Origin of the sequence: Arthrobacter sp. N199823, from assembly GCF_002929705.1 — a bacterium.
Classification (GTDB): domain Bacteria; phylum Actinomycetota; class Actinomycetes; order Actinomycetales; family Micrococcaceae; genus Specibacter.
This window is the reverse complement of sequence record NZ_PJIN01000005.1, coordinates 17521-41559: the sequence shown is the minus strand read 5'-3', so window position 1 is coordinate 41559 and position 24039 is coordinate 17521. Positions and strand designations below refer to the sequence as shown.

Here is a 24039-nt window from a genome sequence, read left to right as displayed (position 1 = left end):
TGCTGGAAGTGTTTTAAAGCCAAGTACGACGGCGGGTGAGCTCACCCGCCGTCGTTCATTTAAGCTCGGGACAGGCCTCCGCAGGCCAGGGCTGTCACGACTGTGTAGGCATATCAATGACACTGGCCGTAACAGTGATCGGGACGGAAGCTGCGGGCACATGAGAGACTGGCGTTATGAGTGAAAAGGCGCAGATCCCGGCCCCTGACAATGCGGCCGAGGACAAGGTTGTGGACGGTGTTCTGGACGGGCTGGAAGCTCCGGGGCAGCAGGGGACTTCGCTGAACGAGTCGGAAGAGCCTGCACCCACTAAGAAGTCGGCCAATGTGGCGTCCATGGTGGACCAGCCAGCGAAGGTCATGCGGATTGGCACCATGATCAAACAGCTCCTAGACGAGGTGAAGAGTGCACCGCTCGATGACGCTGCACGGGCTCGCCTCGCGGAAATTCACCAAGCATCGATCGCCGAGCTGGAAGACGGGTTGGCTCCTGAACTCGTGGCGGAACTGCACCGCCTGAGCCTGCCGTTTTCGGAGACAAAAGCTCCTTCGGACGCCGAGTTGCGCATCGCCCAGGCTCAACTGGTGGGCTGGTTGGAGGGCCTGTTTCACGGCATCCAAACTGCGCTGGCAGCACAGGCAATGGCGAATCAGCAGACGGCATCCCGGCTGGCCTTGCATCAACTGCCGCCCGGAACCGTCATTGCCCCGGGCGTGGTGGTGGGCCCTAACGGTGAGCCGCAGCGCGCGCCGGTGGGCTCAGATGGGCCGCGAGCAGTGCCCGGCGATGGGCCTGGCTCCATGTCTGGCGGGGTCGAATCCGGCAGCCCGGGACAGTACCTATGAGCGGCATGCTCAAGGGGCTTTTTAGTGCCAGTCGGCAGGCCAAGCGCGACGACGCCGAACTCGGCAAGGGCGTGTGGCGTCGAGCCCATGACCGTTTCCGCCGCGGACTGGACCGTTTCCATCAAATGCTTGAAGGGCTCGCAGAAGCGGAAGCGCCGGGCACAGAGATGGCCGCCGAAAACTATGACGCCATGGTGCGGCTGGCAGACCGGCTAGCTGACCTGCTGCCAGTGGTGCGCGGCCTCGCCGTGGAAGCGCAGGAGGCCGGCCCCAGCGAGGGGATGGAAATCCCTACGGGAACGGGCGGATACCTCAATGACGTGCACCGGGAACTCTCCAGGGCTGGCAATGCACTGGCGGCGACGGCCGAGTCTCTGGCCTTGCTGAGGCTGGGCGTGGGCACTACCCAGGCCGTGGAGCTCAAGGCGGATCTGGTTCACCAGCGGGTAGACCGCGCCGCAGAGTTGCTGCACAAAACGTCATCTACTTCTCAGTAATCTGTAGCGTGGGCACGGAAAATCTCAAAACGCCATTAATGACATGGTGAGCTGCATCACAATTGGGGAAAAGTAAGGTTAGCGTGCCCTTTGATCCATTACGATCAACTTATCTTCGCTAATTGTTTCTACTGCCGAAAGGCTCCCATGTTGACCTGGTCCACCCTGAAGACGTTGCGAAAAGGCACTCTGACCGCCATTGCCGGCGCCTCCATTCTTGCTCTTGCTGCCTGCAGCGGCTCCACCACACCGTCGGAGAGCAATGGTGCATCCGGCGGCGCAAATGACGACATCACCGTCTACAACGCCCAGCATGAATCACTCACACAGGCGTGGGTTGATGAGTTCACCAAGGAAACCGGCATCAAGGTCATCCTCCGCCAGGGCAGCGACCTTGAGCTGAGCAATCAGATCATCGCAGAAGGTGCCAAGTCGCCGGCCGATGTGTTCCTGACGGAAAACTCCCCAGCCATGACGCAGGTTGAAAACGCTGGCCTCTTCGCCGACACCAGCGCCAAGGTGCAGGAACAGGTTCCGGCGGAATACCGTCCTTCCACGAACAAGTGGGCCGGCATCGCCGCCCGAAGCACAGTCTTCGCCTATGACAAGACCAAGCTCACCGAGGCGCAGCTGCCCAAATCCCTCATGGACTTGGCCGATCCCGCCTGGAAGGGCCGCTGGGCCGCATCACCGTCAGGTGCCGACTTCCAGGCCATCGTCTCAGCCATGTTGGAGCTCGAGGGTGAGGATGCAACGCTGTCCTGGTTGAAGTCCATGAAGGAAAACTTCAAGGCCTACAAGGGCAACAGCACCGCCATGAAGGCTGTCAACGCTGGCGAGGTTGAAGGCGCTGTCATCTACCACTACTACTGGTTTGGCGATCAGGCCAAGACCGGCGAGAACTCCAAGAACGTGGCCCTGCACTACTTCAAGAATGAAGATCCGGGCGCTTTTGTCTCCATCTCCGGCGGTGGCGTTTTGGCCTCCAGTGCGCATCAGGACAACGCTGCGAAGTTCCTTGAGTTCGTCACTGGCAAGGCTGGCCAGACCATTCTCCAGACCGGGACCAGCTTCGAGTACCCGGTGGGCTCTGACGTTGCTGCCAACGAGAAGTTGACGCCGCTGGCCGATCTGCAAGCCCCCAAGATCGATCCTGCCAAGTTGAACTCTGCGCAGGTTACCGATCTTATGACGCAGGCAGGTCTGCTCTAGCGTCAATGACTTCCCAACAACGTACGACGCCGGCACCTCAGTTGGGTGCCAAGAGCTTGGCCAAGCGCAGCTTGGCTAAGAAGGCTGGGGGCCGGGGTTCACACCTCGGCCCCTGGCCCGTCGTCGTGCTTTGCCTGGTCATAGCCGCGTTTTCCTTGCTGCCGCTGGGATTCGTGGTGGTTGCTACCGTCAATACCGGCTGGGACACCGCGGTTGCAATGGTGTTCCGCCCTCGTGTTGGCGAACTGCTGTTCAATACGCTGTTGTTGGTGCTCATCACCGTGCCGCTGAGTGTGGTGATTGGCGTTGGTGGTGCGTGGCTGGTGGAGCGCACCAGCCTTGCAGGCCACAAGGTTTGGGCAGTACTTCTGGCGGCGCCTCTGGCCATCCCGGCATTCGTCAACAGTTATGCCTGGGTCAGTGCCATTCCGTCTCTGGGCGGGATCTTTGGCGGTGTCCTGATCTCGGTGTTGTCCTATTTTCCGCTGGTGTACATTCCCGTTGCGGCCGTGCTGAGCCGCTTGGACCCCGCCTTGGAACAGTCGGCAGCGTCGTTGGGTCTTGGACCTGTACGAGTATTTTTCCGTGTGGTGTTGCCGCAGCTTCGCCTCGCAACCGCTGGCGGGGCGCTGCTGGTGTCCTTGCACCTGTTGGCCGAATACGGCGCGTTCGCCATGATCGCCTTCGACACCTTCACCACCGCCATTTATGACCAGTTCCGGTCCACGTTCAACGGCGCAGCGGCGAATATGCTCGCCAGCGTCCTAGTGGTCTTTTGCCTGATGCTCCTGTTGGCCGAGTCCAGGGCCCGCGGCAGTGCCCGTTATGCGCGGGTTGGTGCTGGCGTGCAGGCAAGCCCCAACCGCCTGAAACTTGGCGTCCTCCAAGGTCCCAGTCAGCTGTTCCTGATTGCGGTGTCGGTGCTGGCACTGGGTGTTCCGCTGTGGCATGTGGGCCGCTGGCTGGTTGCTGGGGGAGCCGCCATCTGGCAGCGCTCAGATCTGCTGCAAACGTTGCTGCAAACGTTGGGCTATGGCGTGGCCGGCGCCTTGCTGACAACGGTGTTGGCCTTCCCTCTGGCCTATTTGGTAGTCCGTCATGCCGGGCCCGTCAGCAAGGTTCTGGAAGCAGTGAATTACATTTCCAGTTCCATGCCGGGCATTGTAGTGGCGTTGGCGCTGGTGACAATTACTGTCCACAACGTGCCCGCCATTTACCAAAGTTCCTTGGTGTTGGTGGCCGCTTACGCGTTGTTGTTCATGCCGCGGGCACTCGTAAACCTGCGGGCAGGTCTGGCTCAGGTGCCGTATGAACTCGATGAGGCCGCCCAGGCACTAGGCAAACCGCCCCTCGTGGCGTTCCTGCGCGTGACATTGCGGCTCTCGGCTCCGGCGGCGGCCGGTGGTGCCGCTCTTGTGTTCCTTGGAATTGTCAATGAGCTGACAGCAACCCTGTTGCTTGCCCCCAACGGCACCCGGACGCTGGCCACGCAGTTTTGGTCGCTGAGCAGCGAAATCGACTACATGGGCGCTGCCCCCTACGCCTTGCTGATGATTCTGCTCTCAGCACCCATGACTTACCTCCTGTTCGTGCAATCCAAGAAAGCGGCCGGCCAATGACCACTCACCCTACCCAGTCCGGCCCCGCTGCAGCCGATGCCCCGGCGCATTTGCAGGTCAGTGATGTGCACAAGAGCTTTGGCGGAACCGATGTGCTCAAAGGCGTGGACTTGGACGTCATGCAAGGTCGCACCACAGCCATTGTGGGGCCCTCCGGTTCCGGCAAAACCACGCTACTGCGGCTCATTGCAGGGTTTTCGGCGCCCGATTCTGGCCGGATTGCACTCGGTGGAAAAGAAGTGGCTGGACCGTCCCAGTGGAATCCTGCCCACAAGCGCAGCGTTGGGTACGTGGCGCAGGATGGTGCACTATTTCCGCATTTGAACGTGGGTGCCAACATTGCCTTCGGATTGTCCTTGCGAGGTAAAGCCGCATCGCTGCGCGTGGGGGAGTTGCTGGAAATGGTCTCGATGGACGCCTCCTATGCCAAGCGCCGCCCGCACCAGCTTTCCGGTGGACAGCAGCAACGTGTGGCCCTGGCACGGGCGCTGGCCCGCCAGCCGGAACTGATGCTGTTGGATGAGCCGTTCAGCGCGCTGGATGCTGGCCTGCGCGTCGCTACCCGGCGCGCAGTCTCCCAAACATTGGAACAGGCCGGGGTAACCACCATTCTCGTCACGCACGATCAAGCGGAGGCGCTCAGCTTCGCCGACCAAGTGGCCGTCATGCGTGACGGTAAGCTGGCCCAAATTGGCAGCCCGTTCGTGGTCTACACCCGCCCGACGGACAGGGCCACGGCAGAATTTCTGGGTGACGCCGTGATCATCGAAGCATGGCTGGAAGGCTCCCTGGCGCTCTGTTCGCTTGGTGGAATCCCCGTACGCCGCCCGCCCCTTCAAGGCAAAGTGCATCTGATGCTCCGCCCCGAGCAAATCCGCATTGCCGACGGCGGACCCATCCGCGGACGCGTGGTCGACACTGATTACTTTGGCCCTGAAACCACTGTCCGCATCCAATTGAACCCCATCAAGGTCGACGCCGAACACCCCCTTGATCCGCATCAGCCGGTCGGCGGCGAAATCATCACCATCAGGCATTGGAACGCGATGCTGGCCCGCCCCGGCACAGAACTCTCACTGAAAGTGGTGGGCGAGGGCGTCGTCTTCCCCTGGGACTGAGCCCTAAGCCATCCCCAAGCGCAGCCGCTGGCGTGTCTGTATGTGGGCCCCTCGGGCGTGTGGGCCCAGCCACGCACTCAACTGTTCCGTGCCCGGCGTCGTGCCTTGAATTCAACCTAGGCCGTTACCAGCCACAACAGGGCCACCACCAAGGCAATGGAGGTCAGGCCCGCTCATCGAGTGCATGAGGCGTGGATGCGGCCATGAGTGCGGAAGCCGCCATGGCACACAGCATGGCCAGGCCCAGAGCGCGGGCGGAGAGCCCGGGCAGCAGATTGATGACTGAGTCAATAGTGACCCACGCCCACCATGCTGGGAAGAAAAGCAACAGATAGGTACCGAACTCGGGCCAGCCAGGATCGCCATGAATGCCGTGGGCTAGCTGTCCCACGAATGCTACGAACACCAGATCGAAGAACAGTTCCATCCAGTGGACGCGACCGGGTGCACGTGCCGGAGGCCGGAGCGGGGCTTTGCGTGGCTGGAGAATTCCCTCAATGGGCCAATGTTGGACCCGAGGTGCGGCTCTGATGGTTCAAAATAGGCGGGAGGAGAGCCCCAGCAGAGGGTATCCAGAATCGATCCGTGAGCTTTGGTCGTTTAGGGCTCCCTAAACGACCAAAGCTCACGGATCGATTCAAGCCGGCTTTGAATTTGCCCGGCCACGGTGCATCAACTGGGGGTTTGGCGGTCAACTTAACCAAAAAACCCCGCCGTGGCGGGGTTTTAGTGGAGCCTCCAAACAGAATCGAACTGTTGACCTTTTCATTACGAGTGAAACGCTCTACCAACTGAGCTATGGAGGCCTGTGCTGATCTGGCCCCTTGCGGGATCAAGTACCGAACACAAGAAACCACTCTAATATGTTCGGGGCCGATGTACAAAATCGGCCCTTGCTGGCGGCTCCCCGGAACATCCCAAAAACCCCGCAATAAGCGCAGTCACGGCCTGATTGCTAGCAGCTGGTGCCCGCGGCGGGCACCTTTCCGTCCACAAAGTAGTTATCCACCACAGATGTCAGGCATGCGTTGGAGCGGCCGTAGGCGGTGTGGCCTTCGCCCTTCCACGTGACCAAAACGCCGGAATCAAGCTGCTTAGCCAAGGCCTCGGCCCAGGCGTACGGGGTTGCCGGATCGCCCGTGGTGCCAACTACTAGGATGGGGCCGGCGCCTTCAGCAGAAATGGCTGCCGGCTTACCGGTTGCCTTGTACGGCCAGAACTTGCAGCTCATGCCCGAGTAGGACAACAGGTCCCCAAACGTGGGGGCGGCCTTGCGCAGGAGCTCGGCCTGTTGATCCATGTGGGCCATATCTGAGTTCATGGGGTAGTCCAGGCAATTGATCGCCGTAAATGCCGCGGCTGTGTTCGAATTGTACTTACCGTCAGAGTCTCTGTCGGCGGAGAAGTCCGCCAACATCAGCATGCCTGAGGCATCTCCGGCAAACGCCTGCTTCAAGGCCCCGGACAGAGGAGCCCAAAGGTCAGTGGAATACATGCCAAAAGCAAGTGCGCCGGTGAACTCCGTTCCATTCACTACGCGGCCCTCAGGGGTTCCCTGGGGTGTGTCCGTGTAGACGTCATTCAGTTCACGGATTTGGGCCATGGCCTCATCCACTGTTCCTGACACGGGACAATCGGAGCCCGCCAAGCAATTGGCAGCCCAGGCGCGTAAAGCGTTTTCAAAGCCCACTGCTTGACCCATGGAGACCTGATCGATGTCCAGTGACGGGTCCATGGCGCCATCGAGCGAGAATTTACCCACCTTCTCCGGGAATAGCCCGGCATAGGTGGCGCCCAGCTTGGTGCCATAGGAGAAGCCCATGTAGTTCAGTTTCGAATCACCCACCACGGCACGCAAAATGTCCATGTCACGGGCAGAGCTGACGGTGTCCACAAAGGGCAACGACGGACCGGAGTTGGCTTTGCATAGCTCAGCTTGACGTTTTCCCTCAGCCTCAGCAGCGGCCAGGCCGGCGTCTGTGGAGTCGTCAAAGACCATCTGGCGAGCGGCATCCATTTGTGCATCGTCAAGGCACTTCACGGGCGCGGAACGCTGCACACCGCGCGGGTCAAAACCAACCACGTCGTAAGCTCCCCGCAACTTTTCTGAGAAGTAGCTCTTTGCCCCGTCTTTGACCATATTGACGCCGGAACCGCCCGGACCCCCGGGGTTGATCAGCATGGCACCCTGGCGTTTTCCTGTGGCTGGCAGGCGAATCGCGGACAGTTTGATGGATGCCTTCTCAGGAGCTGAATAGTCAAGGGGCACCTCAACATCGGCGCACTGGAAACCGCCGTTGCACGAGCTCCACGCCACCGGCTGAGTGTAGAAATCCTTCAGGTTCTCCGGCACGTCACCTACCACCTGCGCGTCTGCCGAGCTGACTTGCGGTTGTTCGGGAGCAAGTACCGAGCACGATCCCAGCATCAGGCCCAGCGCAACCACGGCAGCGGTGAGGGGCAGGCTGAGGAAGTGGCGGTGGCGCCGTCGTACATTCGGGGCAGTCATCAACAAATCCTTCATGGCTTAGAGCAGGCTGACTGCCATGGCTTCAAGAGCCAGCAGCGGGGCAACATTGGTTGTGGTGAGGCGGTGGCGCACGGCATTAATCGCATCAAGGCGGACCAAGGTGGCTTCGGCGCGCGAGCCACGGGCAAATTCGCTCAGCTCCCCGCGCAGGGTCTCGTTGACCAGATCCACCCCGGCAGGTTCGACGCCGTCGCCTCCTCGCGCGTCGAGCTGAAGTACCAGCACATCACGGTAAAAGGAGAGGAGATCCGTCAGGGCCCGGTCAAGATGGTCCGTCACCGAGCGCTTGGCGCGCCGTTTCTGGTCCTCTTCCAAGGCCCGAACTTGAGCGCGCATGGGTGGCGGAAGCGTCCCGGTCTGGGGTGCGCCCAGGTTCCGTAGCAGCGAGGTCTTTTCGACGGCGTCGCGCTCTTCATTGGAGGAGGCGGCCTCCTCCTGGGCAAGGGCCAGCAGCGACGCGGCGGCCATGACGGCCGTGGTGACATCGCGCAGATTCAGGGGCAGCCGGACAGTGGTGTTGCGGCGTTCGCGGGCGCCGGGATCCTTGGCGAGGCGGCGCGCAATGCCAATGTGGCTTTGCGCTGCGCGGGCGGCGAGCAGCGCCAGCCCAGGCTCGATCCCATCGCGGCGCACCAGCAGCGCGGCCACGTCTTCCACAGGGGGCAGGCGCAGGGTTAGCGTGCGGCAGCGGGAACGGATGGTGACCAGGACATCGGCAGGGCTCGGGGCGCACAAGATCCAGATAGTGCGCGGCGGCGGCTCTTCGATGGCCTTGAGGAGGACGTTGGTAGTGCGCTCCGCCATGCGGTCGGCGTCGCCCACAATCATGACGCGCCAGCGGGCGGAGGAAGGGCTGTCGTGCGCCTTACGGACCAGTGACCGTGCCTCATCGATGGAGATGGTGGTTTTTTCGGTGGCAATGAACGTGACATCGGCGTTGGTTCCGCCCAGGGTGGTGTGGCAGGCCTTGCACACGCCGCAGCCACGGGCGTTGAGTTCGCTTTGTTCACACACCAGCGCAGCCGCAAACGCCAGTGCTGCGTTGGAGCGGCCAGAGCCGGGTGGGCCCGTCAGTAGCCATGCATGCGTGGGGCTGCCGGACTGGGCGGCGCGCCGCAGCTGCGCCACCACGGATTCCTGACCTTGGAGGTCAACCCAGACGCTCATGGACGGTCCTGATCGGAAAGCCCCGCCACCAGGGCAGTGACACGAGCGGCAATGGAGCTGGCCAAGGTGGCAATGTCGCCGTCGGCAGGCAGCACCAGGTAGCGCTCTGGTGTGGCCGCGGCCCGGTCTAGGAAGGCGGCGCGGATGGCAGTGTGGAAGCCATCGGGTTCGGATTCCATCCTGTCTTCTGCGGCATCTCCTGCCGTGCGGCGTTCCCGGCCGGCAGCGGGGGAGACATCCAGCAAAACCGTTAGGTCCGGCCACAAGCTGCCGGTGGCCCAGTCATTGAGTGTCTCGATGGCTGAGGTGCCCAGGCCCCGGCCCACACCTTGATAGGCGATGGATGAATCCGCGTACCTGTCGCTGATGACAATGTCACCGCGGGCCACTGCCGGGGCGATGACCTGGGAGGCGTGGGCTGCCCGGGCGGCGGCAAAAATGAGCGCCTCGGTTCTGGCGTCAATCTCACCCTGACCATGGTCCAAGACCAAGGAGCGTAGCTTTTCGCCTACGGGAGTTCCGCCTGGCTCACGGGTCCGCAAAACCGTGCGGCCGGCGTCGGACAGGGCCTGAGCCAACAACGCGGCCTGAGTGGATTTTCCGGCGCCGTCGCCGCCCTCAAACGCAATGAAAAGGCCGGGTGTGGGGGCAGAAAGAGCGGGGGAATCAGTCACCCCACTAGCCTACCGGCCCAAGCTGAATGATTCCTTGGGCGCGCTGGGGACTGTCCACAGGTACAGGGCCCAGATACGGGTCCTGTGCGAGCCCCGGACGGTCTCCAGTCGCGTCCCCGGCGCGCCACGCGGTGCCCGGAATTATCGCGCCAACGCGGTGGTCATACGCGTGGTGTTGGTTCGCATCATTTCGATATAGCTCCCGGCGCCCTCTCCCGGGGCACTGAGGGATTCGGAAAACAGCGGAACGATCTCCACCTTTACTTTTGCCTCCTGGGCCAAGACCTCCGCGAGCTTTTCAGGCTGGGACGTGTCAGCAAAAATGGCGGGGACGCCGGCCTCGCGAATGGTGGTGGAAAGGGCGCTGAGATCGGCGGCGCTGGGTGCGGCCAACGTGGTGCCACTGGGCATGACAGCACCCACTACCGTTAGATCGAAACGGTCCGCCAAGTAGCCAAACACATGGTGGTTAGTGACGATTTTGCGTCGATCAATTGGCACAGCGGCAAATTCTGCAGCCATCCAGGCATCCAGCTCGCCCACCTCGGCGCGATAGTTGGCGGCATTGCTGTGCAGTGCCTCGGGGTTAGCTACGCCCACGTGTTGGGCCACGGCCTCCTCAATCACCGTAATGGCTGTGAGGATGCGCTGCGGATCCGTCCAAAAGTGCGGATCGATCGTGCCATTCGCGACTGCACTCTGATGCGACAGCGGCTCGATCGCAGCGCCCACTTCCAGGACCGGAACTCCCTGCTTTTCGGCTGAGGAGACGTGATTGAGGACCGCTTCCTCCAACCCCAGACCATTGAAAACAATCAGCTCAGCCTGCTCCATTTGGCCCGCCTGATACGCGGAAACCCCAAAAGAATGCGGGTCGGCGTTCGCCTCCATGAGAACCACGACGTCGGCCGTGTCGCCGACAATGTTGCGCGTGATGTCGCCCAGAATATTCGTCGTCACCATGATGGTGGCCTTGCCGCTACCAGTTATGTCGCTACCCGAATTGGTGGCTGAGCAGGCGGGAAGCACACCCGCGGCGGCAATCAGGAGCGCCGCCACAGCAATCTTGGCTTTTCCACTCATGGTCTTGCCTTGCCTGCGTAGGCCCCTCACAGCCCGGTCTCCACAAGTTGCGCCGGCGTTCCAGCGGTGGTGAAGGTACGGGCCACGCGTAGTTGGTCGCGGTAATCGAGTTCGAGGATTTTTGTTGTGCTGGGGTGGCTCAGGTATGCGCGGTTGTTGTCCACCACGAGCGACGGCGTCTGGCCCGTTTTCGCGGCCGGTAGGAGCTGCTTTTGCGCTTCTACAGCGAGGGTCTCGGTATCGAAGGCGTACACCGTGCCGCTCGTGCCAACGGCCAGAGCGGGGGTGCCGTTGCCGGCTGTGGTCGAGGCAAGCAGTGGCTCGGGGCTCTTGATGAACTGGATTTTCTGGGCAGCCGCGTCAAGATGCCACAACCCAGCCGTTCCCGCCAAGGACGTCAGTTCACTGGATCCAGGCCTGTGCTCAAAAGATTCGATGCGCTGGCCGGGGTTCGCGCTGGGGTAGGGAATCTTGGCAGCCGTGAGAGTGCCGGCGTCGTCGCTGACCATCAGTACACCGTCGCTGCAGCCGAAGAGTACGCCGTAACTGGTGATGGCATGGCCACGCAATGCTGGGCACTCAGCATTCGGGAGAGACTCCAGAGAGCCAGAAGCATCAGCAGCACCAACGGCCCAAACTGCGGTGGGGAGTTTATCGCTGTCCGGGGCGCTCGTGATCAACACGTGGCCCTTGTACGGGACAGCCAGCCCGGTGTGCGGGGTCCCCGGAATGCTCAGTGCTACGTGGACCTCCCCTTTGTCCAGTGCTTCCCGCAGCAGGATCGAGGTGGTTCCCGTGCTTTCATCGAAGATGGCCACCTTGTTGCCGTCCCCTATGGCGGTGCCCGATGGTAGGCGCGAATCGGTCTCCACGGTGTGCGCAGGGGAGGAGTAGAAGTGGCTGTGATCGCCATGTGCGCGGGTCCAGACCCCGGTGTCAATCATCTTCAGGGGTGCGTTGGGTGTGGTGCGGACAAAGATGTACCTGCCGTCGTGGCTCAAGGAAGTGGCGCCCGGGACAGCGGTGCTAAATCCTTCCTCGCCGGTGAGCGGATCGATCATGGTGATGGTCCCCGAATCGGCCGACAGGTAGGTCAATCGGATTTGCGCTTCATCTGCCTCGGTGGCGCCGGCAACGAAGCCGTGTGGAACAGCGCTGCTATCCGGTTCTGGGGCAGCGTTGGGTGTGCTGGCGCAGGCGGCCAATGTCACCAGTGATGTCAGGGCCAAAACGGTGGTGAGGGTTCGTCTGGTTTTGTGGAAGGTCATGCGGAGAGTGCCTTTCGGTGCAGGAATGGCCGCGCAGCTTGGGCCGAGCCGGAGGCATGGACGCTGGAGGCTAGAATGCTGGATGCAAAGAACAGTGCGACGGCGGTCGCGGCGATAGTTGCGCCGGCGGCAGTCCGCGCGTGCCAAGAGATGAGGAGCCCGGCGGCGACAGCAACGCAGCCAAGGACTGCGGCGATAGTCATGATGGCTGGAATGGATTTGGCCCACGGCAGCGCGGCGGCCGGTGGGGCAATAAGCAAGCCAAAGACCAGCAGTGTGCCCACCACTTGAAAAGAACTGGCCATGGCTGCGGTGACCAGAAGTAAGAGGACAGTGGTAGCCAGCCCGGGACGCATGCCCAAGGTGACGGCTTTCCGCGCGTCGAAAGTTAGGGCAGCGAAGGGGCGGTGAAAAACCGTGGCGATCACGGCCGTACCAACCAATACGCCGCACAAGAGCCAGATGTCCGGCCAGGTGACGGCCAGAACGTCGCCGAAAAGGATGCCTGTCAGGTCTACGGCGAAGGATCGTGAGCGAGAAATGATGATGACGCCTGCCGCCAGCATGCCCACGAAGAGCAAGCCAATGGAGGTGTCGTGGGATAGGCGCCGTTGACGGGACATAGCCGAGATTCCAAACGCCATGGCTGACGCGCTGACCGCTGCCCCGATGACGGGGTTGATGCCCAGGAGCACGGCGATGGCGATGCCCGGGAGCATGCCGTGGGACATGGCGTCGCCGATGAAGGCCATGCCTCGCAGCACCACCCAAGTTCCGACGATGGCGCACAGCAGGGCCACCGCGAATCCGCCGAGGGCGGCACGTTGGACAAAGGAAATGGTGAAGGGGTCAAGGAGCCAGTGCATTCAATCAGCATACTATAATGAGAATCATTATCAATTGTAAGGGAAGTGTTATGAGTGGGATCAGTCTGCGGGATGTTGCTTTCGCCTATGGGAATCGTGCCGTTATTGACAGGATGAATTTCAGTCTCGAGGCTGGAACGCTGACGGCGATTCAGGGTGCCAATGGATCGGGGAAGTCGACCCTGCTGGGGTTGGTTGCCGGAATCCTTAGTCCGGCAAGGGGCGAGATTCGTGTGATGCCAGGGGTGCGTCCGGCGTTGGTGCTGCAGCGTAGCGCGGCGCCGGAAACGCTGCCGCTCACCGTTCGGCAGGCTGTGGCCATGGGTTGTTGGGGTAACCGCGGATGGCTGAGCAGGTTGGGGGCAGGGGAGCGGGCAACGGTGGATCGAACTCTGGAAGCATTGGGGTTGGCCGATATTGCTCGCCGCCAGCTGGGCGAACTTTCCGGTGGTCAGCGCCAACGGGTGCTGTTGGCTCAAGGGCTGGTCCAGGGTTCGGCGCTGCTGGTGTTGGATGAACCTACCGCTGGCGTGGATGCTCAAACGCAGGCGCAAATTCGGGATCTGATCGCCCATGAGGTTGCTCGTGGTGTCACGGTTATTGAAGCCACGCACAGCACTGCTGATGCTGCTCAGGCTGGACGCATCCTGACGCTCGCCCAGGGATGCGTTGTGGCGGATACGGATACGGCGACAGCAGCGGCAACCGGAGCGGTATCGGTGGCGTAATGCTGGTGGAGTGAGGCTGTTCTTGAAACAGCTGGTCCGGGCTTCACTAACCGCTGGCGGATAGTGAAGCCCGGACCGAGGATCAAACGGTTGGGCGCGCTGGGCTAGTGGGCTGCGTGAGCAGCGCCTGCCTCGCCGGAGACGCCCGTGATTTCGTTGGGGATATGATCCAGCGGGTAGCTTGCGCTCACCTTGGCCGACGCTAGATCCACGGTGTGGACCAGCTTTTTTGCCGGGTCACTCACGTAGGCCACGGTTCCATCCGCGAAGATCGCTGGACGGGGTTGCTGCCAATCCAGCGGTTCCTCCCAGGGGGCCACGATGTCCACGGCTGCGCTCTCCTTGCCAGTGTCAGGGTTGTAGATGTGTAGTTTGCCGTCGGTGCCGAGCATTAACGCCGCTCCGTCACCTCCGCGGGCCAGTGAACGGAATGAATAGGAGTAGTCGATCGGCACCAGCGTGAGCTTTCCGGTAGCCGTATCTGTCAGTGAGAACGTCTTGGGGCGCTCCAGCTCAGCGTTCTTGTCCTTCTTGTAGTCGCCCAGAACTACTGTGGAGGCGTCGCTGCCTGCTTGATTGCCAATGCGGCCATAGGCGTCCGGGGAGGCAATCTTGGTGAACGTGGCATCCTTGATCAGCAGTAGACCGTCTTCGCAGCCAAGGACCAGAGCCTCGCCCTTGGCGGTTGCCTCGCCGTGGACGCCGGGGCAATCTGAGCTTTCCGCCAAAACGGCTCGGGCGCCCTTGGCATCCGGTGCCGCCAGCAGTTTCGCACCGTTGCGGCTCTCGCTGGTTCCTTCTGTAATCAGCATCTGAGAGTTGGCCAATTGCACGGCAACGCCATGATGGGCGGCGCTTGTCTTGTACTCCTGAGTGGGAGGTAGTGAATCGCCGCCCAGCTCAGAGGGGGTAAAGGTATTGACAGTGCCGGTGCCGTCGTCAAACAAGGCGGTCACGCCGCCATGGTTAACAGCGTGACCGGGGGTGGTTGCCGGAAATTTCAGTTCTTCCAGGGCCGGGGTTCCGGTGAAGTAGTGATGGTGTTCGCCGTGTGGTTCGGACCAGCTGCCCGCGTCCAGGACCTGGAACCCGCCCGTGGTGGAGACCAGAACATGCCGGCCGTCGCCAGCAGGATTGACACGGTTGAATCCCTTTAGGTCCACATTAGCCACGGACTGACCGGTGCCGGTGTCCAAAACGGTCATGCCGCCGTCGTGCGTGATCACCAGCCGTGGCTGGGCGGACTCAGCTTCAGTACCCTCGTGGTCATCCGCAGACGCTGCGTGGCTGGCGGACGGGTTGGTGCCCTCGGTACCGGCGGTCCCAGGGGCTCCGGAAGTGCTAGGGGCCCCGCCGCAGGAAACCAGGGCCAGAGTTGCGGCCAGCGCCAGGCCTGTCAGTGCGGTGGCTCGCAGAGCAGGGGCTCGAGAGGCGGGGCCCCTTGGTGCGAAGGATCGCCGAGGCGAAGAGATGGGTGGATGGGCGTTTTCTGTGATGGTCATAGCCCGATGCTAACGTTAATGAGAATCATTATCAAAACTGAGAGGTGGGTTGAGCTGTCATAAATCCACCCATGACCGCGTCATGAAATTCCTGCCGCAGGGAACAGTCGGACTACTCTAAAAACATGACGTACCAGCCTGCAGATCACCCCGAGCACCTCAGCCCCGACACCGTCGTGGTGGCAGCCGGGCGCCCCGCCCGCGAGCACGACGCACCAGTCAACCCGCCCATTGTGCTCTCCTCCACGTATGTGGGCACAGGAACCGTTGTAGACGGCGACCGGGCCTATGGGCGCTACTCCAACCCCACCTGGGATCCGCTGGAGGACGCGCTGGCACAGTTGGAGGGGGCAACGCTGCCTGCGCTCATCTTCAGTTCGGGGCTGGCAGCAGTGTCCGCGGCCCTGTCCCTGATCCCGAATGGTGGCGTGCTGGTCATGCCGATCCACTCCTACCAGGGTGCGCTGGTCATGGCGCAGGAGATGGCCGCCAAGGGTTCCTTCACGTTGCGGACGGTGGACATCGCCAACAATGACGACGTCATCGCAGCCCTCACCGGTTCAGGGGAGAAGGCGGCCAGCATGCTCTGGCTGGAAAGTCCCACCAACCCCATGCTGGAGGTGGCGGATATGCAGGTTCTCTGTCGATCCGCCGCGGCCGTAGGAGCGCTAGTAGTCACCGACAACACCTTCTCCACCCCCCTGGTGCAACGGCCGTTGGCGCTCGGCTCGGACATTGTGCTGCACTCGGTGACCAAGTACCTGGCCGGCCATTCCGACGTCATCATGGGTGCCCTGGCCACCTCCAACGCCGAGGTTCGTGCCCAGCTGCTGCACCACCGATCCATCCACGGAGCCATCGCCGGACCGTTCGAGGCCTGGCTGGCGCTGCGTGGCTTGCGCACTCTGGCCCTGCGTGTGGAGCGCTCGCAGACCAGTGCTCTGGAGCTGGCCAGTCGTCTGGACATGCACGACGGCGTTGAGAAGGTTTTGTTCCCAGGGTTGCCTTCTGACCCAGGTCACCTACGGGCAAAGGCACAAATGAGTGGTTTTGGATCCATCCTTTGCATTGAAGTTGCCGGTGGCGAAGAGGCGGCTCACGCCCTCGTCGAGGCGCTGCGACTCTGGACACCTGCCACGTCACTCGGTGGAGTGGAATCGCTCATCGAACGGCGCCGCCGTCATGCCAATGAGCCCACGTCCGTCCCGGCGAACCTCCTGCGACTGAGCGTGGGTATTGAAAACGTCGAAGATCTCTGGGCAGATCTTGCGCAGGCCCTGGCTCTGGTTTCCGTAGCCCCGGATTCACAGACGGAATCCAGTTCAGGACTGTAAGCTGGGCCTGTGTCTAACCTTTTGAATCTTGTGGAGTTCTTCATTCTGGTGGCCTTGGGCCTACTGGCGTTCGGTATTCAGGTGTGGGCTTTTGCCGACTGCGTGCGCACCCCGCCTGCAGCTTTTGAACGCGTTTACAAGCGGAATAAGACGTTCTGGACGGCTATGACCGGCGGTGCCAGCTTCTTTGGCTTCCTCTACATCATTGGCCCCATCACGAATCTGACGGTCCCGCCCATGGGCATGATGATGTTGTTGACCCTGGGTGGCGTCACCGCAGCAGGGGTCTATCTGGCCGATGTCCGTCCTGCCTTGGTCCAGATTCGGGGCCGCGGCAAAGGCGGACAAAACCGCGGGTCTTCCTGGTAAACCAGTGCCTGGCTACACATTGTCAGTTTGTCTTGCCTGAATGCTGTCCGCCTAGGGCGTTCCTAGCTAGTGACGTTGATCGTTGCCGCCGGGTCAACCGCAGCCCACGCCACGGTTAACTCACCCAACCGCCAACGCGAGGGTGCGCGCACAACTGGCCAGCCGTCGTCGTACATGGCTTTGCACATGCGCAGCCAGCGCTGACGGTTGCCGAAGGAGGCTAGCTGCGCCCCGGAAAGCCAGTGCTTGTCCAGCGCCTGTAAGAAGCCGTGGATTTTTTCGCCAGGCATATTGTGGTGGATGAGCGCCTTGGGCAGCCTCTCGGCCACGTCGCTGGGGAGCTCAAAGCCGCCAAAACGCAGGGAAATTGTCAGGGATTGCGGCCCTTCTGCGCCGAGGGCAACCCACGTGCTGCGGCGGCCAATCTCATCGCAGGTGCCGTCCACGAAGATGCCGTGCTCCGTGAGGCGCGAACAGACTGTGGCCCAGATGAGGCGCACATCGGCCTCGTCGTACTGGCGCAGCACGTTGAAGGCACGCACCATGGTGGCCTTGCCGGGGACGGGAACTTCAAAGCCGCCCACTAAGAAATCCAGGCCGTCGTGCTCCAAGGGCTTGGCGATGCGGACGCGCTCAGGTTCAATTTCGATGCCCGTGACATGGGCGCTGGGGCAGACGGCATGGATGCGGGAATACAGCTCAACGGCCGTTGCGGGGGAGCCGCCGTAACCTAAGTCAACAACCAGCGGATTGTTCTCGGTGCGCAGGCGCCACGCTTGGGGGCCGGCCAGCCAACGGTCTACGCGACGCAGCCGGTTCGGGTTGGTGGTGCCGCGGGTGACGTTCCCAAAAGGTTTGTTGCGCTGGCGTGCGGCACGGACCGCGGGGTCGTTGGAAGCCGCTTTGACCCGCTGAGCACGTTGAACCACGGTATTAAGCGTAAACGCCACTTGGTGTGCGTCCTGACTTTCGTGGCAACTATCACCGCACTCACCGCTCTTACAGCCATTTTCCCGGCATTCTGCGTGTCCCTTGTTTGCTTCTGCGTACCGTTTCGGCGCTATGGTGCGCCACTTCAAGAGCTGCGTCTCATGGCCGGCTAACTGTGCGCAGGTCCAGTGCGGCGTAGTATTTCGGGCCGTGCAGCAGTGCCCGGTAGGATGAAAGCATGACTTATACGCTGATTTTGCTACGCCATGGCCACAGTGAGTGGAACGCCAAGAACCTGTTCACCGGATGGGTGGATGTAGACCTGAACGAGCAGGGTCTCGCCGAAGCCGCTCGCGGCGGCGAGCTGCTGGTGGAGAACAACATCCTCCCCGACGTGCTCTACACCTCGCGCCTCAAGCGTGCCATTAACACCGCCAACATTGCTTTGGATAAGGCCGACCGCGGCTGGATCGACGTCAAGCGTGACTGGCGCCTGAACGAGCGCCACTATGGCGCGTTGCAGGGCAAGGACAAGGCTCAGACCTTGGCCGAGTATGGCGAAGAGCAGTTCATGACCTGGCGCCGCAGCTACGACACCCCGCCGCCGCCCCTGTCCGATGACAGCGAGTTCTCCCAGGCCCACGATCCCCGTTACGCAGATCTGGGCGACGCCCTGCCGCGCACCGAGTGCCTCAAGGACGTCCTAGTCCGTCTGCTCCCGTACTGGGAATCAGACATCAAGGTTGACCTCAAGGCCGGCAAGACGGTTCTGGTCACGGCTCACGGCAACTCGCTGCGCGCCCTCGTCAAGCACCTCGACGGCATCTCCGATGACGCCATCGCCTCCCTGAACATCCCCACGGGCATCCCGTTGGTCTACGAACTGGATGAGAACTTCGCCCCCATCACCCCCGGCGGCAAGTACCTGGACCCGGAAGCCGCAGCCGCTTCCATCCAGGCTGTAGCCAACCAGGGCAAGAAGTAACGTACTTCTAGCACTGCGCTTAAAGTCCGGTATTTAAAGGTCGACGGCGGTTGCTTGCGTTCCATGTGAACGTAAGCAACCGCCGTCCTGCTTTTCCGGGCCGCTACTCTTTCCGGAACCCGAATCACCAACAATGAGCCCGACCCCGCTTTACGACCCGGGAATACCGGGATCATAAGGCGGGGTCGGGCTCATTTTTGTCGATAGCAAACGCGGAATTAGCCGGCCAGGAAATCCTCGGGCTGCCATTCGCCGGTGACCAAGTAGGAAACCTTGCGGGCCACAGACACGCCATGGTCGCCGAAGCGCTCAAAGTAGCGGCTGGCCAGGGTGACATCCACCGTGGTCGCGGAGGATTCGTTCCACTCGGGCGCGCCCATGACGGCGAACACGGACTTGTGGAGCTTGTTGATGGCAATCTTGGCGGTGGAAATATCGCCCACCAGGTCCAAGTCGCGGGAGTCCAACAGCTCGGTAACCTTCTCGGCAATCAAGATGTCCAGGCGCGCCAGTTCGGCGAAAGTCTCCGTCAGGGGCGCCGGGATCACCGGGTTGGGGTAACGCAAGCGGGTCAGCTGGGCAATGTGGCGGGCCAGATCACCCATGCGTTCCAGCGAAGCGCTCATGCGCAGGGAGCCAACAATCATGCGCAAGTCACTGGCAACAGGTCCCTGCAACGCCAGAACGTCGATGGCACGTTCGTCGAGGTCATTTTGCAAGAAATCGATCCGGGCATCGGCGGCGATGACTTCCTGGGCGCTCTGAAGATCGGCTGCGGCGAACGCTGCTGATGCCTTCTTTGCGGCTTCGCCGACCAACTCGGAGATCTCAATAAGCCCCTCACCTATTTGGTGAAGCTCGGCCTGGAATACTTTACGCACGCGTAGTTCCTTTCAAGGGCAGCCCAAAGAGGGCCTCTAGTGAGCTCCAGCATGCCACGCGTATATGAACTGTGTGGCACGACTAGGTGAACGTTAGTTGAACGCGGCCTTCATTGTGTCGTATTTGCCTAAAATGCCTCGCCCAGCGCTTAGGGTTGTGGTGTGGATCCCTTGTTGGTTGGAGTTGTGGCCGGGCTTATTGGCCTGACCCTTGGTGTATTTGGCATGCTCGCATTCGGTATCAGCGAGCGCTCGCGCAAACTCACTGTGGACATTGGCGAGCCCACCCTGCCCGACGGTGCCGCCGAGGTGCTCTCCGTGGTGGGCAAGGCCTACATCGTTATTGACACGGTCGACGGCGTGGTGCGGGCCAGTCCCGGAGCTTACGCCTTCGGATTGGTGCGAGGGCACACAGTGGTCCACCAGGAACTTATTGAACTGGCCCACCGAGTGCGCCACGACGGCGTCATTGAAGAGCGCGATCTCATCTTGCCGCGCGTCATCCTGCCCAGCGCAGCCCCTTTGCCATCCCCGTACGGCGCAGCCCCAACGGCCCCGAATGGAATGGCCACGGCAGTGGAAACGGCACCGGCTGCGCACCACTCAGCCATGGCGGCACCCGGCCAAGGAACGCTGGTGATTCAGGTACGCGTGGCCCCGCTGGGGGAGGAGTACATCCTGCTCCTGGCTGATGACCGGACCGAGATTGCCCGCACCGAGGCGGTCCGTAACGACTTCGTGGCCAACGTGTCGCACGAGCTAAAAACGCCTGTCGGTGCCATCTCGCTTCTGGCTGAGGCGCTGGAATCTGCTCCGGAAGATCAGGCCACGGTCCGCCGTTTCGCCTCACGCATGATGACCGAATCGGCCCGGCTCGCAGCCCTGGTCCAAGACATCATCGAGCTTTCACGCGTGCAGGGTAAGGACGTGGCGTTGGTCGGTACCGATGTGGACATCAACGACGTCATCGCCGAGGCCGTGGACCGCACCCGGTTGCCGGCCCAGAGCCGGAACATCACCATCGCGCAGGGTCCGCGCCATTCCGCGCTGATTTACGGAGACCGCTCCCAGCTGGTGACAGCCCTGCGTAACTTGATCGACAACGCCGTGCGGTACTCCCCGGAAAATACTCAAGTGGGAATCGGTGTTTCGGTGGACGCGGACGTGGTCTCCATCAGTATCTCCGATCAAGGTGACGGACTGAGTCCCTCCGAACAGGACCGCATCTTCGAGCGCTTCTACCGGGTGGATGCCGCCCGCTCGCGCCACACCGGCGGCACGGGCCTAGGCCTGAGCATTGTCAAGCACATCATCAGCAACCACGGCGGTGAGGTGACACTGTGGTCTGCCCCCAAATTGGGCTCCACCTTCACCGTGCGGCTGCCCCAACTTTCCAACCAATCGTCCGACGGCGGTAAGTACCCCCACGCCGACCGGCACCCAGGCTTGATCTAAAGGAGCGCAACGAGCGTGAGCAGAGTTTTGATTGTTGAAGACGAGGATTCCATTAGCGATCCATTGTCATTCCTGCTGTCCAAGGAAGGCTATGAGGTCTCGGTTGTGGACAACGGCCTCGATGCACTGGTCGAATTTGAGCGCTCCGGCGCCGATTTGGTCCTGTTGGACCTGCAGTTGCCGGGTATGAGCGGAACCGAGGTGTGCAAGCATTTGCGGCAGCGCTCCAGCGTTCCCATCATCATGCTCACGGCGAAGGACTCGGAGATTGACAAGGTGGTGGGGCTGGAACTGGGCGCCGATGACTACGTCACCAAGCCCTATTCCTCCCGTGAACTCATTGCCCGGATCAGGGCCGTGCTCCGCCGTCAGGGTGAACCGGAAGAGCTCATGGATTCCACCGTGAACGCCGGGCCGGTGCGGATGGATGTGGAGCGCCACGTTGTCAGCGTGCGGGGAGAAAATGTCTCCTTCCCGCTGAAGGAATTTGAGCTGTTGGAAATGTTGCTCCGCAATGCCGGCAAGGTCCTGACCCGCGGGCAGCTGATCGACAGGGTGTGGGGATCGGACTACGTGGGGGACACCAAGACCCTGGATGTGCACGTAAAGCGACTGCGCAGCAAAATTGAACTGGACCCTGCCAACCCACTGCATTTGGTCACGGTTCGAGGCTTGGGCTACAAGCTCGAACCCTAGAACTGAACAGTATTAAGCGCTGGAAATCGCGCCGACGGCCATCAGACCCACCGCCATCATGGCCACAGCCGCCATGGGTCTGATGGCACTTTCCAGCCCGGCCGTAGCGAAGAATCCTCCAGCTGCAAGTAGTTCTGTGGCAATGTCCGGTGAGTTCCACTGCTGGCGCCTAACCGGAACCGACGACTGGCGTGACACGTTCCACAAGAGGCGGGCTAGCGGCTTCAGCGCCGTTTCCCTGCACTTCTTTTGGAACTGAGACAGTCATTGCTTTGAAGGTCAATGACGCTAAATTTGAAAATGCACGTCAGTCCTATGCCCGGGCCTCATCTGCGTCAACGGTTGGAACACAGACACCTGGGTTGGCAACGTGGGTCCGCAGAGCGTGTCCACCATCCCCTACGGATTCGTGAACAAGTCCGGTGAAAACACCATCGCCATGGCCGTGACCACTGAACGTGATGCTCGGGGGCCGGAGTAGTTCACCTCGTGGACCGCGGGACCAGCTCGGGAGGCGTGCCCACCACGCTGAACACGGCACCTAACTACACCCTGCCGGTTGTCACAGCGGCTCGCGCTTCGAATCTGCGCGCTGCCAGCGCGGCGACGGTCATCAACGGCACCTCGGCGTTGTGCGTGTTTAATGACTGTGCACTGACAATTGGGTTTATCGACTTTGGCGATGGCAGCGATCCGGCTACAGTCCCGGTGGCCTGCGGTTCCTGCCACCAGAACGGCGCCAAGCGGCGGTGAAATGGCCAGCCCGGTGGCACTGGGAAAAAGATAGGGCCGGTTGTCGCAATGACAACCGGCCCTATCTGCGCCGCTACGAAAGCCGCGGCTTGAAGACTAGTGCAGCTAACTTAGGGAGCAACCGTGGCTTCAGCGCTAGGAGTAGCGGAAGCTTCCGGCGTGGGCTCGGTAGTCGCTTCGATGACCGGCGGAGTCGTCGGGACCAAGTTCTTGTACTCGGCCAAGGTGCCATCCAGGACCGGTACATTAAAGGACGCGGTTTCGGAACCTGCGCCCGACTGACGTAGTTCAATGGTTTCCATGCTGCCCGGGCCCTGTGCCATGGTGCTCAGGACTGCTTTGTCGTTCTCGCTGTTCAGGACCAGCGGAATACCGGGCTTCACCGTGATCTGGGTCTGTGCGCCCTGGGCGCCGCTGATGGTCAGGGTGATGTCCGAATCGGCTTCGTTGTAAAAAGTTCCTGCAACGTGCCCACTTTTGCCGGCTGCTTCGGAAATGATCAGCACGTTACGCAGTTCCAGCTGGCCCATGTCCAGGTGTGCGCCATCAGAAACAGCCACCTCCATGGTGGTGCTTTGCGGGTTGATGGCACTGCAACCGGTGAAGGCCATGGCGCCAATGCCGATGGTGGCAATCAGGCTTAAGCGTTGCGCTCGGTTGGTACCGCGAATGCCGGCAGCGATTCTCACGTCAGTAACTCCTCATGGAAAAGACAAAATATCTTTGTCCAGCTTATCCGCAAATTCGCTGGATGCATGCTTCCGCCCCCGGCCCTTGGCCGACACGGCGGTTCCGCCAACTTCCAACTGCACTTCGGGCAGTGATAGTCAAGGGCAGGCTAATTCTTACAATTGTTGGACCAATTGCGCCGCCAGCGTAGTTCTGGCAGCCCCTGACCTGCGGAAACTCAAGGGAGTCACTAGTTAACCGTGGTAAACTGGAAGTATTGGAAAGGGAGAATCCACATGCTTTTTGAGGTCGGCGAGACAGTAGTTTACCCACACCATGGTGCGGCAAAGATCGAAGAGATCAAGATGCGCACCATCCGAGGTGAAGAGAAGATGTATCTCAAGCTCAAGGTTGCCCAGGGGGATCTGACTATTGAAGTCCCTGCGGAGAACGTTGACCTGGTTGGGGTACGCGACGTTGTAGGCAAGGAAGGCCTCGCGCACGTTTTTGAAGTTCTGCGTGCAGAGTTTACGGAAGAGCCCACCAACTGGTCTCGACGTTACAAAGCCAACCTGGAAAAGCTTGCATCCGGTGATGTCATCAAGGTTGCCGAGGTCGTGCGCGATCTCTGGCGTCGTGATCATGACCGCGGCTTGTCTGCTGGCGAAAAGCGCATGCTCGCCAAGGCACGTCAGATCTTGATTTCCGAGCTTGCACTGGCGGAAAAGACTGACGAAGACAAGGCAGCTGAAGTACTGGACGAGGTCTTGGCCTCGTAGTAGCACTGCGAATAACTTTGCAAACCCCCGCACCCAGTGGTGTGGGGGTTTTTGCATGCCCGGGTGGAATCAGCCCAAA

27 protein-coding genes and 1 tRNA gene are annotated in these 24039 nt (G+C 61.4%); 15 read left to right on the top strand and 13 right to left on the bottom strand.

Annotated features, from left to right (window positions below; all coding sequences use genetic code 11):
- Positions 1–176: 176 nt before the first annotated feature.
- The 5 genes from CXQ93_RS12225 (at position 177) to CXQ93_RS12205 (ending at position 5291) form a co-directional block, all read left to right on the top strand.
- Complete coding sequence (locus CXQ93_RS12225; RefSeq protein WP_104110723.1) at positions 177–845, top strand: bacterial proteasome activator family protein; 669 nt, start codon at positions 177–179, stop codon at positions 843–845.
- Positions 842–1342: a hypothetical protein gene (locus tag CXQ93_RS12220; RefSeq protein WP_258068970.1), complete on the top strand. Its 501-nt coding sequence runs from the start codon at positions 842–844 to the stop codon at positions 1340–1342. The genes CXQ93_RS12225 and CXQ93_RS12220 overlap by 4 nt, the downstream gene beginning before the upstream one ends.
- A 147-nt stretch (positions 1343–1489) precedes the next feature.
- A complete protein-coding gene (locus tag CXQ93_RS12215; protein ID WP_104110721.1) occupies positions 1490–2554 on the top strand; it encodes an iron ABC transporter substrate-binding protein in 1065 nt (354 codons plus the stop codon).
- A 5-nt stretch (positions 2555–2559) separates the two neighbouring features.
- On the top strand, positions 2560–4173 hold the full coding sequence (locus CXQ93_RS12210; RefSeq protein WP_104110720.1) for an iron ABC transporter permease: 1614 nt from the start codon (positions 2560–2562) through the stop codon (positions 4171–4173).
- Complete coding sequence (locus CXQ93_RS12205) at positions 4170–5291, top strand: ABC transporter ATP-binding protein (protein ID WP_104110719.1); 1122 nt, start codon at positions 4170–4172, stop codon at positions 5289–5291. Before CXQ93_RS12210 ends, CXQ93_RS12205 begins: the two co-directional genes overlap by 4 nt.
- Before the next feature lie 163 nt (positions 5292–5454).
- On the opposite strand, the gene CXQ93_RS12200 is transcribed toward CXQ93_RS12205, so the two are convergent.
- From CXQ93_RS12200 to aztB, 8 genes are all read right to left on the bottom strand, one after another.
- Positions 5455–5718 (bottom strand): low temperature requirement protein A, encoded by a 264-nt coding sequence (locus tag CXQ93_RS12200; RefSeq protein WP_104110718.1) that lies wholly within the window; start codon positions 5716–5718, stop codon positions 5455–5457.
- A 303-nt stretch (positions 5719–6021) separates the two neighbouring features.
- Positions 6022–6097 (bottom strand) — tRNA-Thr (locus CXQ93_RS12195).
- A 149-nt stretch (positions 6098–6246) separates the two neighbouring features.
- Complete coding sequence (locus tag CXQ93_RS12190) at positions 6247–7800, bottom strand: alpha/beta hydrolase (protein WP_104110964.1); 1554 nt, start codon at positions 7798–7800, stop codon at positions 6247–6249.
- 18 nt (positions 7801–7818) lie between these two features.
- On the bottom strand, positions 7819–8988 hold the full coding sequence (locus CXQ93_RS12185) for a DNA polymerase III subunit delta' (protein ID WP_104110717.1): 1170 nt from the start codon (positions 8986–8988) through the stop codon (positions 7819–7821).
- Positions 8985–9662, bottom strand: a complete 678-nt coding sequence (gene tmk / locus CXQ93_RS12180) for a dTMP kinase (protein WP_104110716.1) — start codon at positions 9660–9662, stop codon at positions 8985–8987. The genes CXQ93_RS12185 and tmk overlap by 4 nt, the downstream gene beginning before the upstream one ends.
- Positions 9663–9803: 141 nt before the next feature.
- On the bottom strand, positions 9804–10745 hold the full coding sequence (aztC, locus tag CXQ93_RS12175) for a zinc ABC transporter substrate-binding protein AztC (RefSeq protein WP_104110715.1): 942 nt from the start codon (positions 10743–10745) through the stop codon (positions 9804–9806).
- 26 nt (positions 10746–10771) lie between these two features.
- Positions 10772–12013, bottom strand: a complete 1242-nt coding sequence (locus CXQ93_RS12170) for a hypothetical protein (protein WP_104110714.1) — start codon at positions 12011–12013, stop codon at positions 10772–10774.
- The gene (aztB, locus tag CXQ93_RS12165) at positions 12010–12879 is read right to left on the bottom strand and encodes a zinc ABC transporter permease AztB (RefSeq protein ID WP_104110713.1); all 870 of its coding nucleotides are present in this window, start codon (positions 12877–12879) and stop codon (positions 12010–12012) included. The genes CXQ93_RS12170 and aztB overlap by 4 nt, the downstream gene beginning before the upstream one ends.
- Before the next feature lie 50 nt (positions 12880–12929).
- Between aztB and aztA the strand changes: the two genes are divergently transcribed.
- Entirely contained in the window at positions 12930–13607 is a 678-nt protein-coding gene (gene aztA, locus CXQ93_RS12160; protein WP_104110712.1) for a zinc ABC transporter ATP-binding protein AztA, read from the top strand.
- Between the two features lie 104 nt (positions 13608–13711).
- On the opposite strand, the gene aztD is transcribed toward aztA, so the two are convergent.
- Positions 13712–15109: a zinc metallochaperone AztD gene (aztD, locus tag CXQ93_RS12155; RefSeq protein ID WP_258068967.1), complete on the bottom strand. Its 1398-nt coding sequence runs from the start codon at positions 15107–15109 to the stop codon at positions 13712–13714.
- Positions 15110–15234: 125 nt separating this feature from the next.
- Here aztD and CXQ93_RS12150 point away from each other — a divergent pair, with 125 nt between their 5' ends.
- A complete protein-coding gene (locus CXQ93_RS12150) occupies positions 15235–16443 on the top strand; it encodes a PLP-dependent aspartate aminotransferase family protein (protein WP_104110711.1) in 1209 nt (402 codons plus the stop codon).
- Positions 16444–16452: 9 nt separating this feature from the next.
- Entirely contained in the window at positions 16453–16812 is a 360-nt protein-coding gene (locus CXQ93_RS12145; protein WP_104110710.1) for a DUF2516 family protein, read from the top strand.
- Positions 16813–16874: 62 nt separating this feature from the next.
- On the opposite strand, the gene CXQ93_RS12140 is transcribed toward CXQ93_RS12145, so the two are convergent.
- Complete coding sequence (locus tag CXQ93_RS12140; RefSeq protein ID WP_104110962.1) at positions 16875–17741, bottom strand: SAM-dependent methyltransferase; 867 nt, start codon at positions 17739–17741, stop codon at positions 16875–16877.
- 239 nt (positions 17742–17980) lie between these two features.
- Here CXQ93_RS12140 and CXQ93_RS12135 point away from each other — a divergent pair, with 239 nt between their 5' ends.
- On the top strand, positions 17981–18727 hold the full coding sequence (locus CXQ93_RS12135) for a phosphoglyceromutase (protein ID WP_104110709.1): 747 nt from the start codon (positions 17981–17983) through the stop codon (positions 18725–18727).
- A gap of 218 nt (positions 18728–18945) precedes the next feature.
- On the opposite strand, the gene phoU is transcribed toward CXQ93_RS12135, so the two are convergent.
- A complete protein-coding gene (gene phoU, locus CXQ93_RS12130) occupies positions 18946–19608 on the bottom strand; it encodes a phosphate signaling complex protein PhoU (RefSeq protein ID WP_104110708.1) in 663 nt (220 codons plus the stop codon).
- 162 nt (positions 19609–19770) lie between these two features.
- Here phoU and CXQ93_RS12125 point away from each other — a divergent pair, with 162 nt between their 5' ends.
- Positions 19771–21063: a cell wall metabolism sensor histidine kinase WalK gene (locus CXQ93_RS12125; RefSeq protein WP_258068959.1), complete on the top strand. Its 1293-nt coding sequence runs from the start codon at positions 19771–19773 to the stop codon at positions 21061–21063.
- A 15-nt stretch (positions 21064–21078) separates the two neighbouring features.
- Positions 21079–21759: a response regulator transcription factor gene (locus CXQ93_RS12120; RefSeq protein ID WP_104110707.1), complete on the top strand. Its 681-nt coding sequence runs from the start codon at positions 21079–21081 to the stop codon at positions 21757–21759.
- A 12-nt stretch (positions 21760–21771) separates the two neighbouring features.
- Here the strand turns inward: CXQ93_RS12120 and CXQ93_RS21110 are convergent, their stop codons facing one another.
- The gene (locus CXQ93_RS21110) at positions 21772–21957 is read right to left on the bottom strand and encodes a hypothetical protein (RefSeq protein ID WP_104110706.1); all 186 of its coding nucleotides are present in this window, start codon (positions 21955–21957) and stop codon (positions 21772–21774) included.
- Here CXQ93_RS21110 and CXQ93_RS21360 point away from each other — a divergent pair.
- The 3 genes from CXQ93_RS21360 (at position 21902) to CXQ93_RS12105 (ending at position 22512) form a co-directional block, all read left to right on the top strand.
- The gene (locus CXQ93_RS21360; RefSeq protein ID WP_374953409.1) at positions 21902–22018 is read left to right on the top strand and encodes a beta-galactosidase; all 117 of its coding nucleotides are present in this window, start codon (positions 21902–21904) and stop codon (positions 22016–22018) included. The two genes, CXQ93_RS21110 and CXQ93_RS21360, sit on opposite strands and share 56 nt — an antisense overlap.
- A gap of 69 nt (positions 22019–22087) precedes the next feature.
- Complete coding sequence (locus CXQ93_RS12110) at positions 22088–22240, top strand: beta galactosidase jelly roll domain-containing protein (RefSeq protein ID WP_104110705.1); 153 nt, start codon at positions 22088–22090, stop codon at positions 22238–22240.
- 35 nt (positions 22241–22275) lie between these two features.
- The gene (locus CXQ93_RS12105; protein ID WP_146073219.1) at positions 22276–22512 is read left to right on the top strand and encodes a hypothetical protein; all 237 of its coding nucleotides are present in this window, start codon (positions 22276–22278) and stop codon (positions 22510–22512) included.
- 110 nt (positions 22513–22622) lie between these two features.
- Here the strand turns inward: CXQ93_RS12105 and CXQ93_RS12100 are convergent, their stop codons facing one another.
- Positions 22623–23201, bottom strand: a complete 579-nt coding sequence (locus CXQ93_RS12100) for a hypothetical protein (RefSeq protein ID WP_104110703.1) — start codon at positions 23199–23201, stop codon at positions 22623–22625.
- A 276-nt stretch (positions 23202–23477) separates the two neighbouring features.
- Here CXQ93_RS12100 and CXQ93_RS12095 point away from each other — a divergent pair, with 276 nt between their 5' ends.
- A complete protein-coding gene (locus CXQ93_RS12095) occupies positions 23478–23960 on the top strand; it encodes a CarD family transcriptional regulator (RefSeq protein ID WP_062285384.1) in 483 nt (160 codons plus the stop codon).
- Positions 23961–24039: the final 79 nt, after the last annotated feature.

What these genes read in the sequence shown, in the direction of transcription:
- CXQ93_RS12225 (WP_104110723.1), top strand. Translation starts at nt 177, where the DNA reads ATGAGTGAAAAGGCGCAGATCCCGGCCCCTGACAATGCGGCCGAGGAC.
- CXQ93_RS12220 (WP_258068970.1), top strand. Translation starts at nt 842, where the DNA reads ATGAGCGGCATGCTCAAGGGGCTTTTTAGTGCCAGTCGGCAGGCCAAG.
- CXQ93_RS12215 (WP_104110721.1), top strand. Translation starts at nt 1,490, where the DNA reads ATGTTGACCTGGTCCACCCTGAAGACGTTGCGAAAAGGCACTCTGACC.
- CXQ93_RS12210 (WP_104110720.1), top strand. Translation starts at nt 2,560, where the DNA reads ATGACTTCCCAACAACGTACGACGCCGGCACCTCAGTTGGGTGCCAAG.
- CXQ93_RS12205 (WP_104110719.1), top strand. Translation starts at nt 4,170, where the DNA reads ATGACCACTCACCCTACCCAGTCCGGCCCCGCTGCAGCCGATGCCCCG.
- CXQ93_RS12200 (WP_104110718.1), bottom strand. Translation starts at nt 5,718, where the DNA reads ATGGAACTGTTCTTCGATCTGGTGTTCGTAGCATTCGTGGGACAGCTA.
- CXQ93_RS12190 (WP_104110964.1), bottom strand. Translation starts at nt 7,800, where the DNA reads ATGACTGCCCCGAATGTACGACGGCGCCACCGCCACTTCCTCAGCCTG.
- CXQ93_RS12185 (WP_104110717.1), bottom strand. Translation starts at nt 8,988, where the DNA reads ATGAGCGTCTGGGTTGACCTCCAAGGTCAGGAATCCGTGGTGGCGCAG.
- aztC (WP_104110715.1), bottom strand. Translation starts at nt 10,745, where the DNA reads ATGAGTGGAAAAGCCAAGATTGCTGTGGCGGCGCTCCTGATTGCCGCC.
- CXQ93_RS12170 (WP_104110714.1), bottom strand. Translation starts at nt 12,013, where the DNA reads ATGACCTTCCACAAAACCAGACGAACCCTCACCACCGTTTTGGCCCTG.
- aztB (WP_104110713.1), bottom strand. Translation starts at nt 12,879, where the DNA reads ATGCACTGGCTCCTTGACCCCTTCACCATTTCCTTTGTCCAACGTGCC.
- aztA (WP_104110712.1), top strand. Translation starts at nt 12,930, where the DNA reads ATGAGTGGGATCAGTCTGCGGGATGTTGCTTTCGCCTATGGGAATCGT.
- aztD (WP_258068967.1), bottom strand. Translation starts at nt 15,109, where the DNA reads ATGACCATCACAGAAAACGCCCATCCACCCATCTCTTCGCCTCGGCGA.
- CXQ93_RS12150 (WP_104110711.1), top strand. Translation starts at nt 15,235, where the DNA reads ATGACGTACCAGCCTGCAGATCACCCCGAGCACCTCAGCCCCGACACC.
- CXQ93_RS12135 (WP_104110709.1), top strand. Translation starts at nt 17,981, where the DNA reads ATGACTTATACGCTGATTTTGCTACGCCATGGCCACAGTGAGTGGAAC.
- CXQ93_RS21360 (WP_374953409.1), top strand. Translation starts at nt 21,902, where the DNA reads ATGTCCGGTGAGTTCCACTGCTGGCGCCTAACCGGAACCGACGACTGG.
- CXQ93_RS12095 (WP_062285384.1), top strand. Translation starts at nt 23,478, where the DNA reads ATGCTTTTTGAGGTCGGCGAGACAGTAGTTTACCCACACCATGGTGCG.